The sequence below is a fragment of the Phormidium sp. FACHB-1136 genome (assembly GCF_014697375.1).
GTDB lineage: Bacteria > Cyanobacteriota > Cyanobacteriia > Phormidesmidales > Phormidesmidaceae > Nodosilinea.
Genome location: NZ_JACJRS010000122.1, coordinates 1 through 15,171, shown reverse-complemented (window position 1 = coordinate 15,171; position 15,171 = coordinate 1). Strand labels below are relative to the sequence as shown.

Here is a 15,171-nt window from a genome sequence, read left to right as displayed (position 1 = left end):
AAATCTTAGCCTCTCGGGCCTGCTGAGGACTCAGCACCTGTTGACCAAAGCCTTGGGCCATGGGGTCGCTTCACTTTGATGAGGGAAATGCTTTCCCATTAACCCTCCGCCACTACTCTTCCGCTGTCTCAAGGGCAACGAATCCTCAAACTTCGGTAGTCCTATTTCGTGCAGGCTAGAGAATAATCAGGCGACCCTAGAGACCTTACGGCAGTAGATTGCTGTTTTTGGCTGTTTTTTCTCTGACCCGTAGATTAATGCACTACCAAACTTCTATCCCTGGTATTCTGTCAAGTACAATTTATACCAAATTAGATGCGATTACCCTGCCCCCTCGCTGACTTTGCCCCTACCATCATTCTGAAAGCCAAAGACTTTGCTACCGAAATCACCATCTTCAATACCAGAGAGAATAATCTGAGTAGTGAAGGCGCTATCTCTCGTGAGCACGTCACCAATAACCAGGCCGTGCGAAACACTCTGCTAGAGCGGGGGATTCGGCCTGAGTCTCTATCTCCGGCTGAGGATGTCAAGAAGGTCGAACGTCGATTGGCCTCAGAGCAGAAAAAATCCATGAAAAATCCTGAAAAACTCGATAACGAGTAGGACTACTTGAGTGCTTAGTTCACTTCCATTCCGTTTTCCCAGACGCCCACCAAGTTCAAATGCAAGAAGGCTGTGGTGATGAGGATGGCCCTGGAACAGGCGCTCAAAGACCTGGAAGATGATGCCGTTGTGGGGTAGGTTGGCTCTCAGTAGTGGAAGGCTGAAACCTAGGTATGACAGTAATTTCAGGGGTCAGAATATTTAGTTTTGTAATGTAGCATTCCGTCAATCCGTTGGGTACTCTAGAGGGGTGATCTGGCCGCTCCCGTTGGTTGTTGTCCGTTAGCCCAAAAGTGTTCAGGCATTTCTGGTGCCTTGTTTTGCTGTGGGGATGTTCTGGGAAGATTGCACCCATGGCCTACTGGCTCTTTCAAGGAAATCCCAAGTATTACCGCATCGTGGACGGTATTCGAGACTTCACTCAAATGCCCTGGCTGGTGACGCGCTATGCCAAGGAGATGCAGCCCGGTGATGGGGTGCTGATTTGGATGGCGGGGCCAGAGGCCGGGGTCTATGCCATTGCAGAGATCATCGACACCCAAAAGCCGATGCCGGAGCCGCCTGATATCGGTTATTGGCTGGATAAGTCGCGACTGAGAGAAAAGCCCTATGCCACCCTACGCTTCACGGACAAGCTGCTGGAGCGGCCCCTGCTGCGCAGTGACCTGAAGCAAGACCCGGTACTGAAGTCGTTGACGGTGTTGCGCCAGCCCAACGCCACCAACTTCAAGGTGACGGCGGCGGAGTGGCAGCGGGTCTATGAGTTGAAAAGGTAATTACGATGGTTGTCACTTCTCCTACCCCTACACTATTCACGACTTCTGCCAATGTGCATCAGCGTGAAGCTATTGAGGCGACTGAAGGGCCTCTGCTCATTATTGCTGGCCCAAGCTAAGAAGGAATCGGCTGAGCAGGTTGCTATTGCTATTGCCAGTAGCATGACCTATCGCATTATTCGGGGAAGTGACGTAGCAAAGGTAGTTACCTAGATTTATTGGAATAGCGGCGAGGCAGAGATGGCCTTCAATCTCATCATCATTGACACAGAAACAACTGGTGTAGATCCAGTGCAAGATAGCGTGATTGAAATTTGGGCAATCTTGTATTCTGGTGAACTTCAAACTGTGATTTCACAAATATCATTTCTTCTTTACGCCCCTGACAATCCTGCTGAGTCAATTAACCACATACCAGTCCAGGCATTGATGAATCTCCCAGATAAAATGGAAGAAGGAATGCTTCATCTACTCAAAGCCATTGCTGTTCAAGCTTCCTATACCGTGGCCCACAATGCAGACTTTGATTACCAATGGTTTGATGGCAATAAACTTCCTGTCCTAATTGGTAGAAATGCTAAGCCAATTCGATGGCTTTGTACTATGAAGATATGACTTGGCCCAAACAAACAAACAAAGGCTAGAGAATCCTTGTTTAGTGTTGATGAGAGAAGAATGCTCTGAAGGAGAAGAAAATTTATATGTTGAAGACTAGCTCAAGTTTCAATGGTGAGGAAACTAAAGGCTGCTGAAACAGCCTGTATGGCAGGGGGTAGGGATTTTAGATGTTTCCATGGCTGCTATATTTACGAATTTTAGTTCTAAGTTCCTGACGGTCACACCCTCCCCCCAGAGAGCTGGATGACCACCGCAGATCAACAAAATGATGGAGAAACGGGTATGGCTAGATTTGTCGTGACATCCAGCAATAGCTATGGCGCAGTCCTGGCATGGGGTGAACAGTCTGACTATCAGATCGCTACCCCGTCACGACCGGCGGCAAGGGCTTTGCAGGTACAACCTCAGAATTTGAATCGGTTCGCTCGCAAAGCACTTGAGCTTAGAGGGAAGACCATCGCCCCCAAGCTGATAGCCCAACGCCTATTTCACCAGGTGGTGAAGGACGTAGCTCAGTCTGTCGATAGTTTGGGTACTGCAAGAGCCTCGTTGCCGGGGGTGAGGGCACTCCTAAAAAGCTGCCCCAATCTAGAAGGGGTGACGGCATCCTCAAGCCAAACGGCCCAGCTTTTTGAGGTGGCGAAGGTCTACCAAATAGCCTTGGGTAAGCGAGGGCTGATCGATGGCGCAGACCTGTACTGGCACGCGGCTAACAGTCCAATGTCTCCCCAAAAGGTGCTGATCTACGGCTACGTTCAGCCCCGCCCCGATGAACTGGCTTGGATCAATGCCCTAGCCGCTGAGGACAGTGTGCTATTTTTGCCCCTGGCCGATTCACCCCTCTTTGCTGATAGCCAAGTCGCTGTGGATGGGCTGGTGGCCCAAGGCTGGCAGGTCGTGGGTGAAGAAGTAGGGGCTAGATCCCAGGGTTTTGGCGGGGATGAGAACATCGTCGTCACGGCTGCCCAGACCCCTGGCATCTTGGCTATCGGGGAATCTCTCAGCCAGATTTTCTGTGGAGCCAGTGACCAGACTTCTGACGGTGAGACCAGATCCCAGGGGTCTAGCAGGGATGGCGGTGGAGCCGCTAAGGCTGGACAGACCTCTGGGACTTCTCGGAATGGGATATCCAAAACTGCGCCGCCCCCTGCCATCGCCTACGCCTACAGCACCTTGGAAGCGGAGGTGCGGGGAACGTTGGCCCAGGTCAAAACTCTCCTCAACAATGGCACCTCTGCCCGCGACATCGCCATCATCGCCAGGGATGAGGTGGCCTATGGCCCTAAGCTCATCGCCATCGCCTGGGAATATGGCGTCCCCCTGCGGGCGCTGTACCAAACGCCGCTACTCACCACTCGTCTGGGGGCTTGGCTGGCCCTGTTGGTGGAGGTGATCGATACCAAATTTCCCTTTGAGGGAACCGCCCGCCTGCTCAGCCATCCCCTCGCCAGCAACCCAGATCGCGACTTTTGGGCCACTGCCCGCCGTCAGCATCCCCAGGGCTTTACCGCCTGGAAAAGCTTGGCCCAAGAGCAGCTTGAGTTAGACCTCGACTTTCTTAGCCAGATCAACCAAGCCCGCCGCCGCGATACCTGGGTGGAACTGTGGCAAAGGAGTCTGGGCCACTTTGATCTGCGTCGCCGCTGTGCCCGTTGGGCCAGGGAGAGTCTGGCGTTTAATACCGTCAGCGGTGCCCTCGGGGAACTGGCTAAACCTGAAACGGAGATTTTAAGCTGGGGTGAGTTCCGCCAAGAATGGCGAGATTTGCTAGATAGCCTAACCGTACCCGCCCAGCCCGGTCGCGGTGGGGTGGAACTGCACAGCCCTCGCTCGGTGGTGGGGGCTAGGTATGCTCATCTCTTTATCGTGGGCATGGCCGAAGGCATCCTACCCGCCCCCATTAGCAACGACCCGCTGCTGGATTTCTTTGAACGGCAGCAGCTTCGCCAGCAGGGGGCGATGTTGCCCAGTGCCGCCGAGCTGGCCCGACGGGAGGCGCTGGATACCTACTTTTTGCTGCAAACGGTGACAGGCTCTGTGGTCTTTTCCTACGCCGAGTTAGAGGGCCGCAAGGAACGGCTGCCCAGCCCTTACCTAAAGCAATTTGGCTTAAACCTCAGTGAACCCCCAGCCCCAACCATCGCCAGCCCCGAAGAACATCGTCGCACGCTTCTGCGCCATAGCCTTCAAAGCCTGGAGGTCGAAGATCCGGTGCTTCTAGCCGCTATCCACGCCTATACCGTCGAGCAGTGCCGCGAAAGCCATCACCCTGCCAACGAGTACGACGGGGTAATCGGGATTCCCTTCCACGAGGCCGACTGGCCCTTTAGCGTGTCGCAGTTGCGGAATTTGGGGCAGTGCCCGTTCAAGTGGTTTGCCAACAAATTGCTGAAGCTGGGGCCACCGGAGGAGACCGACGACGACCTCAACCCCAGCCAGATCGGCCAGCTTTACCATCGGACGCTGGAACTGGTGCTGGCCCAGTGGTGCGACGCTTCAGAGCAGGCTTTGATCGATCCAGACTTCTTTACAGACCCCCTAAACGCCGCATTTTCCCAGGCCGAGCGTGAGATCCTGCCCCCAAACCTACCTGCCTGGAGGCTGCGCCGAGAAGAGCACCTACGTATCCTGGCCCTGGCCCTGCAAGACCCCAGCTTTTTGCCCGCCGGAGCGATGCCCGTTTTGCTAGAGCAAGACTTTGAAGGAGAATGGCATGGCCTGAAAGTCCGGGGGCGCATCGACCGGATTGACCGCACCCCTGAGGGCTTTGTCCTCATCGACTACAAAACCGGGAAAAGCCGCCCCACGGGCATCCAAGACCAAAACGGCAAAGCCTCGATAGACCTGCAACTGCCGCTCTATCGAGAGGCCGCTGGGCCAGCTCTATTTCCCGACGAAACTATCACCGATGCCTACTACTATTCTAACCGATGCCTACTATCTATTCGTGGCCGACAGAAAATCGCCCTTCCCTCGAAAGCACCCCAGCCGGAACTCCCTGCCGCCATCGAGCGCTGCAAAGCCCATTTAGAGGCGGGCCATTATCCCGTGCAGCCCGACGCAGAACGCAAAGCCTGTACCTACTGCGACTTTGATGCCCTCTGCCGCCAGGGCGACCGCCTCAGCCGTAAGGAGATGACCCATGGGATTGACTGATCAACAACGACAGGCCGCCTATCGTGCTGAAAGTGTGGCCGTTACCGCCGGGGCAGGTACGGGCAAAACCCACATGCTCTCCGAGCGCTACCGATACTTTTTGCAGCAGGGATTTTCGCCTTTGCAAATCGTGGCTGTCACCTTTACCGAAAAAGCCGCCGCTGAGTTGCGATCCCGCATTCGCGCTACCATTGCCGACTCGATGGGAGATCGCCACGACTTGTTAGCCGAACTCGAAGCGGCCCAAATCAGCACCTTCCACGCCCTGGCCGCCCGCATTTGCCGAGAACAGGCCGCCATTGCCAACGTGCCCCCGGATTTTGTCGTGCAGGACGAGCTAGAAAGCCCCATTTGGCAGGCCGATGTGTTTGCCGATGCCCTGGCCCAACTGCCCAGCCACTTCTATATGGGCATTCCCTACTCCCTCATGCGGGATGTGCTCTGGAGTTTGCTGGCCGACCCCCTCACCGCCGCCCAAGCCCTAGAAAAAGGCTGTAACGACTGGTTGCCCTGGGTGGAGCGCATTCAACTTCAGGCTCTAGAGGAATTTTTGTCGAACCCGGACTGGCTAGGCAGTAAACATATCCTGCAATCCTACACCGCTCCTGGAGACAAACTAGAGGATCAACGGGTGGCCGCTTTAGGAGCCATTACCCTATTTGAAGAGGGCTATGCTGACCAGGCGTTAGAGCAGCTCAACGGCCTGAGAATTAACGTCGGTAGCCAAAAGAATTGGGGTGGCAAAGAGGCTTTGGCTGAGGTCAAAAACGCCATTTCCACCCTACGCGATCTAGCCCGCGAGGCGATCAAAACGGGTCTGATCACGCTGGAAGCTAACATTTACGATGACCAGACCGATGCCCTGTTGCCCAACCTGCGGGGAGCCTTTGCTTGGGTGCGCGACTTTCTCCGTCAAGCTAAATATCAGCAGCGGGTTTTAGACTTCAACGACCTAGAAGTTCACGCCCTACAAGCCCTGGACAACCCAGCGGTGCAGCACTACTACGCCCAACGCTGGCGGGTATTTTTAATTGACGAATTTCAAGATACCAACCCCATCCAGGGCCAACTACTGGAAACCCTTACCGCCCAGGCTACGATTACCATTGTGGGCGATGTTAAACAGTCTATCTACGGCTTTCGACGGGCGGATGTGCAAGTGTTTCAGACTTGGAAGCAACGCATTCATCCTAATCATGACCCCGTTGAACTCAACCTCAGCTTTCGCACCCATCAGGCGTTGATTACCCAGCTTAATCAGGTGTTTGAGCATGTCCTGGCCGACCTACACCAGCCCCTCGATGCCCACCGTCAGGAAGCCCTAGAGCCAACTCCAGAAATTCAGCTTTACACCGTAATCGTAGATGACGAGTACAAGGGCGATAAACGCATCGACACCAACACCGACGCCTGCCGCCGAGTAGAAGCCCAGAAAATCGCCGACCTAGTAGAAGAAATGCTGGCGGCCAAGCGGCCCGTCCACGACAAACCCAGCGGAAAATTGCGGGAAATTCAGCCCCAGGACATCGCCATTTTGTCGCGCACCTGGGGGCCGCTAGAACTGTACGGCAATGCCATCGCCGCCCGCAATATTCCCATCTTGCAGGCTGGCGGCGGCAACCTGCTCGATACCCGCGAAGCCAAGGATGCCGGGGCAATTTTGCGCTTCTTGGCCGACCCGACGGACAGTTTGGCCCTGGCGGCGGTGCTGCGTAGCCCCTGCTTTGCCCTCAGCGATCCGACGCTCTATACCTTTGCCCAAACCTTGCCAGAAAAAACGGGCTGGTGGAAGCATCTGAAAACCAGTACCGATCCAGCCTTGAGCCGCGCCAGGGACATCCTCGGTGAACTGCTGATCGCCCGCCGCACCGAAGCACCCACCCGGTTGCTGCAACTGTGCGACCGCCTGACTGGATATACCGCCGTCATCGCCAACCTGCCCGGTGCCGACCGCCGACTGGCCGACTGGCAAGGGTTTGGGGAACTGGTGCGTTCTCTGGAATCGGGCAACTTTGATGTGCTGGCTGTGGTGCGTCGCCTCCAGCGCTTGCAGGCCGCCCAAGTGGAGGTGCCCCGCCCCGCCCTGGCTGGAGGCAATGCCGTTAGCCTGATGACCATCCACGCCTCCAAGGGGCTGGAATGGCCCGTGGTGATTGTGCCTGACCTCACCCGCCAGTCGCCCCCCGACTCGCCCCTGGTGCGCTTTGATCCTGAATTAGGGGTTGCCCTCAAACTAGAGGACGAGGACGGCGAACGGCACAAGTCCGCCCTCTACACCCTGCTAGAGCAGCGCAAAAAAGCCGCCGAACGCGAGGAAAATAAGCGGGTGCTCTACGTCGCCCTCACACGGGCCAGGGATCGCCTCATCCTAACCGCTGCCAAACCCGCTGGCGGTGGCCTCGACATTTTGCAGCCCGGTCTAGCGGGGCTGATTGATCCGTCGCCCATCCCCTTCTCGCCAGATCTGGCCCAGCCCGTGGCCCCCGTCGATCCGCCCCTGTCACCCCGGCCCCGGCACACCATGCACCACCCCAGCCGATCAGGCTTTGCCGAATTGCCCGTCACCGCCCTCAGCGACTACGCTATGTGTCCTCTGCGGTTCAAATTTCGCTACGTGGATGGACATCCGGGCTACACCAGCGGGCATGGGGGGCCAAATCTGGGCATGGAAATCGGCAAGCTCACCCACAAGGCATTGGAGTTGGGCCTTGACCAGGTAGAAACGTTAGCGACCTATGCCCCTCGGCTCAACCGCTCAACGGTGCAAGAAGCCCTCACCCTGGCCCAAGGCTTCCGCCAGTCCCCGGTCTATGTCACCCATCGAGCCAGCGCCACCCATTGGGAATACCCCGTTTCCCTCACCGTCGGCAACCTCACCCTCAACGGCGTAGTGGACTTAGTGGGCGAAGATTTTGTCCTCGATTTCAAGACCGATCAAACCATCGCCCCAGCGCACCACCAATTTCAGCTTTGGGCCTACAGTCAGGCTCTCGATAAACCCAACGCCCACCTCGCCTACCTACGCCACCATCACCTCCATACCTTTGATGCCCAGACACTTCACGACCTCACAACCCAGGCCCACGCCCTGGTTAACGACCTCGTCCAAGGCAAGATTGACCCTAAGCCATCTCCCGCCAGTTGTGGCATTTGTCCCTACACCGAGGTTTGCGACAGTCATCGGTTAGGGGAGGTCGGCCCAGCTTAAAGAGCGGGCACATCATGATCCGCACAGGGCCGTTTTGATGTGAATAAGTTGGTTGGGTGGAGTCATAGGTGATGGCATAGCGCACGTTGGTCGCTTGCCCCCTACCGGAGACTTCATGATGTTTGAACGCCCTCTCCTAAAATCGGCCACCAGCCCCACCAGCCTGCGTCTGCGGATTTTTGCCGTAGCTGGGTTGTGTGGGTTGGCGGCGACGCTGTCAGCGGTAACCTCTGCCCATCAGGTGGTGGGTTATCGCTCCCTATCCCCCTCCCTCAGAGATTTGAAAAAGCTGTCGGCCCTGCACATGCCTGTTTCTTTGCCCACAGGTACGGAACTGGCTCCCCCCATTGGTAATGGCTATAGCCAAATTACGGTTAAAAACGGCAACCCTGTAGATGCTGTTTTTAAGCTGGTGGATGCTGCCTCTGGGGAGACTCTGCGGTTTATGGCTGTACAGGCGAATGATCAGCTTACGGTGGATGATTTGGGCACCTGCACCTGTGACCTGCGCTTTGCCACGGGCGTGAATTGGGATGCTGAGGAACAGCGGTTTCGCTACGGCATGGCGATTTCGGCCTTTAGTGAGCCGGTTGAGTTTGCCGTAAAGCGCGAGGGTAATACGGAGTATTGGACAACCCTTGAGGTGACGCTGCACCCGGTGGTAGATGGCAATGCCCAGACGGAACCACTGGATGAGTCGGAGTTTTAGGTTTTTCCAAAAACTGAATAAGTAGCCCAGGGCGAGACCTATATAGTGATGTCACTCCCAGAAAGGAGCATTGCCCCCATGCGTTTTGGGTTGAAATGGTTGGGTTTGGTTGCAATTACAACTGTGCTGATTCCCTTGGCTGAGAACCCAGGGTGCTTTCAAGAACCCTGGGTTCTGATGCCTGCCGCAATGGCCCAGAGTTATGACGAACTCAGGGACGAGGCGGATCGGCTGTTTGCTCAGGGCATTGAGCAGTTAAACAGTAGCCAGTTTCGAGAGGCACTGCGATCATGGGAACAAGCATTAGCGATATATCGATTAATTGGTGATCGCGGCAACGAAGGGGCTACCCTGGGAAACTTGGGCCTTGCTTACGACATTTTAGGGGACTATCGGCAGGCGATCTCCTTCCACGAGCAACACCTGAGAATTATCCGAGAGATGCGCCATCGCAGTGCTGAAGGGCGTGTCCTAGGGAATTTGGGCCTTGCTTACGCCAGTTTAGGGGACTATCGGCAAGCGATTGCTTTCCACGAGCAAGATTTAGCCATTGCTCGTGAGATGCGTGATCGCAGTAGCGAAGGACAAGCTCTGCGGCATTTGGGTCATGTTTACTACAGCCTGGGAGACTATCGACAGGCAACCGTCTTCTATGAGCAAAGTCTGGTGATCGCCCGTGAGATGCGTGATCGACGTGGTGAGGGAACTACTCTGGGGAGTTTGGGCCTTGCTTACTACAGCCTAGGCAACTATCAACAGGCGATTGCCTTCCATGATCAACACCTGGCGATTACCCGTGAGATACGTGATCGACGGGGCGAGGGAATTGCCCTGGGGAATTTGGGTATTACTTACGGCAGGTTGGGGGATGTTCGACAGTCAATCACCTTCTCCGAACAGCATCTGGCGATGGCCCGTGAGACTGGTGATCGTAGGGGAGAAGGAGCGGCCCTGCTAAATTTGGGCGTTGCTTATCTCAACCTACAGCAGTACGACCGCGCCCTCGATTTCTATAGTCAAGCGCTCCCCATCTTCAGTGACCTCGGTAGTCGGGCCGAAGAGGGTACCACGCTCGGCAATCTCGGCGGACTGCTCAATATCCAGGGTCAGACGGAACTCGCCATCACCTTCCTTAAAGCCAGCGTCGATGTACGCGAATCCATTCGGGGCGATATTCGCGGCCTCGACTCCGCCCTGCAACAATCTTTTACCGACACCATCGCCGCCGACTACCGTCTCTTGGCCGACCTGCTGCTGCAACAAAACCGCATCCTCGAAGCCCAGCGGGTGCTGGATTTGCTGAAGGTTCAGGAACTGGATGATGCCTTGCGGGGAGTTCGCAGCACCAGCGACACTAGCGGCGGTGTGGCCTTTTGGCAAATGGAAACTGACCTATTGGCTCTCTACAACCAAGTCATTGCCGATGCCGACGAACTGACCCAACTGCAAGCCGCCGACTATGACAGCCTCAGCCCCGAACAACAGCAGCGCCTTCGAGATCTGCGTCAGCGCAACGCCGATGTGCAAAGCCGCTTTACAGCCTTTCTGGATTTGCCCGAAGTGCGACAACTGCTGGCCAAAATTCGCCAGGAGACCGAGGGCCAAAACCTCGCCATCGAAACCCAACACCGCGCCCTGCAAAACAACCTACGTGCCCTGCCCCAAAAGACCGCCCTGCTCTATCCGCTGATTTTGCCCGATCGCCTCGAACTCGTCCTCGTTACCGCCGATGGCCCGCCCTTGCGTTATCCCATCGCCGTAGGTGGGGCCGAGCTAAATCGCGCCATTGTTGCCTTTGGCCAAGCACTGAAAGATCCTCGTAGCGACATTCAACCCCTGGCCCAGCAGCTCTATGGTTGGCTGGTGGCCCCCCTAGAGGACGCCCTCGCGCAGGCAGGCATTGAATCGCTGCTCTATGCGCCAGATGGTGCCCTGCGCTATGTGCCCCTGGCGGCGTTGCACGATGGCGACCAGTATTTGGCCCAACGCTTCAGTCTCAGTCAAATTACGGCGGTTTCACTATCCAACCTTAACCAGGTGCCCGATCCAGATCAGCGGCGACTGTTGGCGGCGGCCTGTGCCGAGTGCAGCTTTACGGTAAATGTTGGCGACCGGGCCTTTGCCTTTGAGGACTTGCCCTACACCGAAACCGAGGTCAACGCCTTGGCCGAGCAAATCCCCAATACCCGTGTGTTGCTGAACCAAGGCTTTAGCCGCGCCGAGCTAGAGAATCGTCTAGGCAGCTACAGCATCTTTCACCTGGCTACCCATGGGGCGGTGGTAGAAAATGATCCGCGCCAATCCTTTGTGGTGCTGGGCAGTGGTGAGCACATTACCCTAGAGGACATTCGCCGGAACTGGGACTTGGATAATGCGGAACTGGTGGTGCTAAGCGCCTGTGAAACGGCGGTGGGCAGTGCGGAACTGGGCAGCGGTGTGGAAATTTTGGGTTTGGGCTATCAAATCCAGGAGGCTGGGGCCATGGGGGTATTGGCCTCGCTGTGGAAGGTAAGCGACCAAGGCACCCAGGTCTTGATGGGAGCGTTTTATGATGCTCTGGGCCAGGGCATGACCAAGGCCGAGGCCTTACAGGCGGCGCAACAGGCGCTAATTACGGGCGATTTTTCGGCAGTGGGGGGCGCACGGGCCACGGGGGAATTCATCGAGATCGCTACGGGCCAACCACTACAGGTGAGTGACTCCGGTGACTCCTTGGCACACCCCTACTTTTGGGCACCGTTTATTCTCATTGGCAACGGCCTTTAGGTGTGGCCACCGCTGGCTTGGCCCACGGCGACGAATGATCCTAGCGGCCAACCGTAGGGGCAAGGTCTCTTTACCCTGCTTCTAGGCTGGCTTCTGACCAAGACGATCTCCAGTCATTTGAATAAGTTCCCAGGGGTCAGCCATAGTTAACCTTGGGGGACGGATCAACCCTTGCCCCTTGCCCCTTGGCCCGATATCCTTTACTCGAACCTCCCCGCCTCCCATGGACACTGCTTCCCGCTATTGGCAACTGGTGCGCCTGACGAGTTCAGGCCAGTGTCAGGTGCAGGTGCTCCCCCAGGTCAAAGCCTGGTTTCAGGACGCCATCGCCCCCGCCCCCGATACCGATTGGTCGCAGATGATCTTTCTGGCCTGGGCAGCAGGTGGCCCCGAGGCGGATCTGGCGCAGCTTAGCCTGCGGTGCTTCATCAGCCACCAAATTCAGCAGGTGTGTCTGGGACTGGCCCAGCGGTTTGGGCGAGACTATGGCTTTGCCGCCACCGACCTGTTTTATCTAGTGCTAGACGACGATGGGCGCACAACCGACACCTCGCCGCCCTTTAGCCTAGAGATTTTGACCACCTACGACTCGGCCAAAGCCGCCCTCAGCACCTGGGCCAGTCGGCGCACCAGCCATCACCCGGCCCTGAACCAGGCGCTTTTGGAAAAAGGACTGTATCGCGCCAGCGACTGGGCCATTTTGAACGATACCCAACCCGGACAACTTCAGCGCATCCTGCGCCAGTACCACCTGTGCAGCGAGTACGAAGTGACCCAGGCCACCATCCTGCTAGAGCGCTATCAACAGGTCTACCAACGGGCGCGGATTGCCCAGCGATTGAGTGGACAACGGGGCCGTTGCCAAACCCCCACCGCCGAGCAACTGCGGGCCATTAACCCCGACCTGTCGCCCAAAGACGTGCTGGCCCAACTGCGCCACCTGGCTGGGCAACTGCGGCAATATCGCGTCCATGTGCGGGGTGGGCCAGCCCCGGTGTACCAAAGCGAGAGCCTCGACTGGGAAACGGTGGCCACCAATCATGCTAGTCAGCCTCCCGATCCATGCGACGACGACCAGGACGAGTTTTTGCAAGCCTACCGCCAAGCCATGGTGAAGGAGCTAGCGGGCGCAATGGCTGCCGTCATCCAGGCCAATGTGGAGCGGCTGCGAGGCCGTAAGCCGCCCCAGGATCGGGCCTATGTCCAAGGGCTGCACCTGTTCCACTGCCAGGGGCTACCCATGGGCAAGTTCGCCGCCGACATTGGCCTCACCTCCCAGGTGCAGGTGAACCGCTTGCTTAACCTCAAGCGCCTGCGGTCGGAGGTGCGCCATCGGCTGCTACCACAGCTCTACGAAACCGTGCAGCATCAGGCCATGGCCTACGTCTCCGCCGACCGCTTGCAGGCCATCGACCAAACCCTAGAAGCCCTGCTGGCCGAAGAGGTGGATACCCTGATCGCCGCCGCCGCCGCCGAAGCCCAACAACCTAAGGGCCGCACCGCCAAAAGCCTGTTTGCCCAACAACTCTGCACTACCATTCACTCCTTTATGCCGGGTACCGAGTCATGATGTTGCCCTCTTTCGCTGCCCATCCCTTCATTTCCCTTCGTCCTATGAGCCCCATCGCTGAGTCTGCTGAATTTGAGTTTGAGCCCAGCCGCGCCACCACCGTCACGCTGTCAACCGCTGCCATCGACTGGGCTGTGCGGGCCTGTCAGCAAGACCCAAACGAGGCGCAGCAGTGGCCAACCTTTCTGCGGGCGATGGCGGTTCAGGGGCTACAGGCGTGGCTGGAATCTGGGGCTGGTGATCTCCCGCTGCATTACGACCCCAACGGTCTCCCGACCCCAGCTTCTCTCTACAGGGTCAACGATTTTCGGCTGGCCATCGTGGCCCAAGGGAGCCTCAGCGATGACGTGGTGACGATTCCCAAAAGCAGCCTGGACGATGCCACCCACTTTGCCCACCTCTACATCCTGGCGGAAGTCCATGAAGAGGCGGATCAAGTCACGATTCTGGCGGGGCTACGGCGCGATCACCTATTTGCCCACCAGCACCGGGGCGATCTCATCCAAAAAGCCGATGGCACTTATATCGTGCCCGTGGCCTACTTCGAGAGTTCTCCCGAAGACATCCTGCTCTACCTAACCTGCCTCAATCCTGACCAACTGGCGGCACCCAGCCCCGCTACAGCTCCGACCCAGACGGCTCCGTCACCATCTGTCTTATCCCAAACGGGACAGCTATTCCAGTCCGACCCAACCCAACCAATGGATCGCCTGATCAACGCGGGCCGCTGGCTGCGCGACCAACTCGACACCGTGGCCGATGGGCTGGCCTGGAACCTGCTGCCACCCTTGGCCCCCGCCCACGCCATGATGTCCGTCAGCACCCCCGCCGAACAGCTAGAGGCCGTCTTGCGACAGCTTGCCCCCCAGGGTGTCACCATTCCCAGCACCGCCAGAGGAGCCTACACCGACCTCCAGCGAGTGGGTCTACCCTTCCGACTCTACGCCCTCACCTGGACGCTGTTTGACTCCTCCCCGCCGGAATGGTCGCTGATCTTTTTTCTGGGGCCAGTGCCTGGAGAGCAGTTGCCGCCCGAGCTCCGCCTAGTAGTGCGGGATGCTGGGGGAATTTTAGTGAGCCAAACTCCAGGCCCGGATCTGTCCTACCTCTATGCCCAAGTGATCGGCACCTGGGACGAGCAGTTTACCGTTACTATCGAGATGCCCAATGGATCTACCTTAAACTGGCCCCCCTTCGCCTTTCAGCCGGAAGCCTAGGGGAATCTGGTCTGGATTGTGGCTGCGGGAACGTGAAGAAGCCAATGTGAATAGGTCCTTCATCGCCAGCAATAGGTTAGGGTGTCCCCCATTCCACCGTTGTTCCATGAGCATCCAGCTATCGTTTCATTGCACCGTGGCCACCGTCGCCCTCATCGTGGCCGATCTCGCCGATGCCCAGACTGCCGCGTCCCGTCAGGTGGCCCAAGCCCACTGCACCGAAGGTCTTCTTTACCTACACTTAGAACAATGGCCCCAGGCTTTGGCCTGCTACCAAAAAGCGATTCCCGCCTTTCGCGCCGCCCAAGATTGGTTGGGCCTAGGGCAAACCTGCTGCCAACTGGCCATCCTAATGCTGCAACGCTACGACTATCCGGCCCTAAAGTAGCGAAGCTGCGATTTGGGGCAATTTAGTTTTTATGAACTATATCCGCCTTTCAACACTCCGGACAGATTTAGGAGGCTGTGATCCCAGTCTATGCGGCGATAACCCCGTAGTTCAGGAGGGTCTGGTAGTTGGGATGGGATTGAATCAAAGTTGGCTC

The 15,171-nt window shown here is 57.1% G+C and carries 10 protein-coding genes; all 10 read left to right on the top strand.

Features of this window, described 5'->3' with window-relative positions:
* Positions 1–315 precede the first annotated feature (315 nt).
* The 10 genes from H6G62_RS23425 to H6G62_RS23380 all read left to right on the top strand — a co-directional run bounded on the left by H6G62_RS23425 (position 316) and on the right by H6G62_RS23380 (position 15,014).
* Positions 316–606 (top strand): hypothetical protein, encoded by a 291-nt coding sequence (locus H6G62_RS23425; RefSeq protein WP_199325198.1) that lies wholly within the window; start codon positions 316–318, stop codon positions 604–606.
* A gap of 353 nt (positions 607–959) precedes the next feature.
* Entirely contained in the window at positions 960–1,382 is a 423-nt protein-coding gene (locus H6G62_RS23420) for an EVE domain-containing protein (protein WP_190499709.1), read from the top strand.
* Positions 1,383–1,622: 240 nt separating this feature from the next.
* Complete coding sequence (locus H6G62_RS23415; protein ID WP_190499707.1) at positions 1,623–1,997, top strand: 3'-5' exonuclease; 375 nt, start codon at positions 1,623–1,625, stop codon at positions 1,995–1,997.
* A gap of 285 nt (positions 1,998–2,282) precedes the next feature.
* The gene (locus tag H6G62_RS23410) at positions 2,283–5,156 is read left to right on the top strand and encodes a PD-(D/E)XK nuclease family protein (protein WP_190499705.1); all 2,874 of its coding nucleotides are present in this window, start codon (positions 2,283–2,285) and stop codon (positions 5,154–5,156) included.
* Positions 5,143–8,364, top strand: coding sequence for a UvrD-helicase domain-containing protein (locus H6G62_RS23405; protein WP_190499703.1), 3,222 nt, complete (start codon positions 5,143–5,145; stop codon positions 8,362–8,364). Before H6G62_RS23410 ends, H6G62_RS23405 begins: the two co-directional genes overlap by 14 nt.
* A gap of 115 nt (positions 8,365–8,479) precedes the next feature.
* Positions 8,480–9,073, top strand: coding sequence for a hypothetical protein (locus H6G62_RS23400; RefSeq protein WP_190499702.1), 594 nt, complete (start codon positions 8,480–8,482; stop codon positions 9,071–9,073).
* A 177-nt stretch (positions 9,074–9,250) separates the two neighbouring features.
* On the top strand, positions 9,251–11,839 hold the full coding sequence (locus H6G62_RS23395) for a CHAT domain-containing protein (RefSeq protein ID WP_190499700.1): 2,589 nt from the start codon (positions 9,251–9,253) through the stop codon (positions 11,837–11,839).
* 223 nt (positions 11,840–12,062) lie between these two features.
* Positions 12,063–13,409: a hypothetical protein gene (locus H6G62_RS23390; protein ID WP_190499698.1), complete on the top strand. Its 1,347-nt coding sequence runs from the start codon at positions 12,063–12,065 to the stop codon at positions 13,407–13,409.
* Positions 13,406–14,626 (top strand): DUF1822 family protein, encoded by a 1,221-nt coding sequence (locus H6G62_RS23385; RefSeq protein ID WP_199325197.1) that lies wholly within the window; start codon positions 13,406–13,408, stop codon positions 14,624–14,626. Before H6G62_RS23390 ends, H6G62_RS23385 begins: the two co-directional genes overlap by 4 nt.
* Positions 14,627–14,732: 106 nt before the next feature.
* Positions 14,733–15,014 carry a tetratricopeptide repeat protein gene (locus tag H6G62_RS23380; RefSeq protein ID WP_190499696.1) on the top strand — a complete coding sequence of 94 codons (282 nt, stop codon included), beginning with the start codon at positions 14,733–14,735 and terminating at the stop codon, positions 15,012–15,014.
* The last annotated feature ends 157 nt before the right edge of the window (positions 15,015–15,171 follow it).

Coding starts and splice junctions, on each gene's coding strand:
- H6G62_RS23385 (WP_199325197.1), top strand. CDS start 13,406: ATGATGTTGCCCTCTTTCGCTGCCCATCCCTTCATTTCCCTTCGTCCT.
- H6G62_RS23415 (WP_190499707.1), top strand. CDS start 1,623: ATGGCCTTCAATCTCATCATCATTGACACAGAAACAACTGGTGTAGAT.
- H6G62_RS23395 (WP_190499700.1), top strand. CDS start 9,251: ATGCCTGCCGCAATGGCCCAGAGTTATGACGAACTCAGGGACGAGGCG.
- H6G62_RS23390 (WP_190499698.1), top strand. CDS start 12,063: ATGGACACTGCTTCCCGCTATTGGCAACTGGTGCGCCTGACGAGTTCA.
- H6G62_RS23425 (WP_199325198.1), top strand. CDS start 316: ATGCGATTACCCTGCCCCCTCGCTGACTTTGCCCCTACCATCATTCTG.
- H6G62_RS23410 (WP_190499705.1), top strand. CDS start 2,283: ATGGCTAGATTTGTCGTGACATCCAGCAATAGCTATGGCGCAGTCCTG.
- H6G62_RS23400 (WP_190499702.1), top strand. CDS start 8,480: ATGATGTTTGAACGCCCTCTCCTAAAATCGGCCACCAGCCCCACCAGC.
- H6G62_RS23405 (WP_190499703.1), top strand. CDS start 5,143: ATGGGATTGACTGATCAACAACGACAGGCCGCCTATCGTGCTGAAAGT.
- H6G62_RS23380 (WP_190499696.1), top strand. CDS start 14,733: ATGAGCATCCAGCTATCGTTTCATTGCACCGTGGCCACCGTCGCCCTC.
- H6G62_RS23420 (WP_190499709.1), top strand. CDS start 960: ATGGCCTACTGGCTCTTTCAAGGAAATCCCAAGTATTACCGCATCGTG.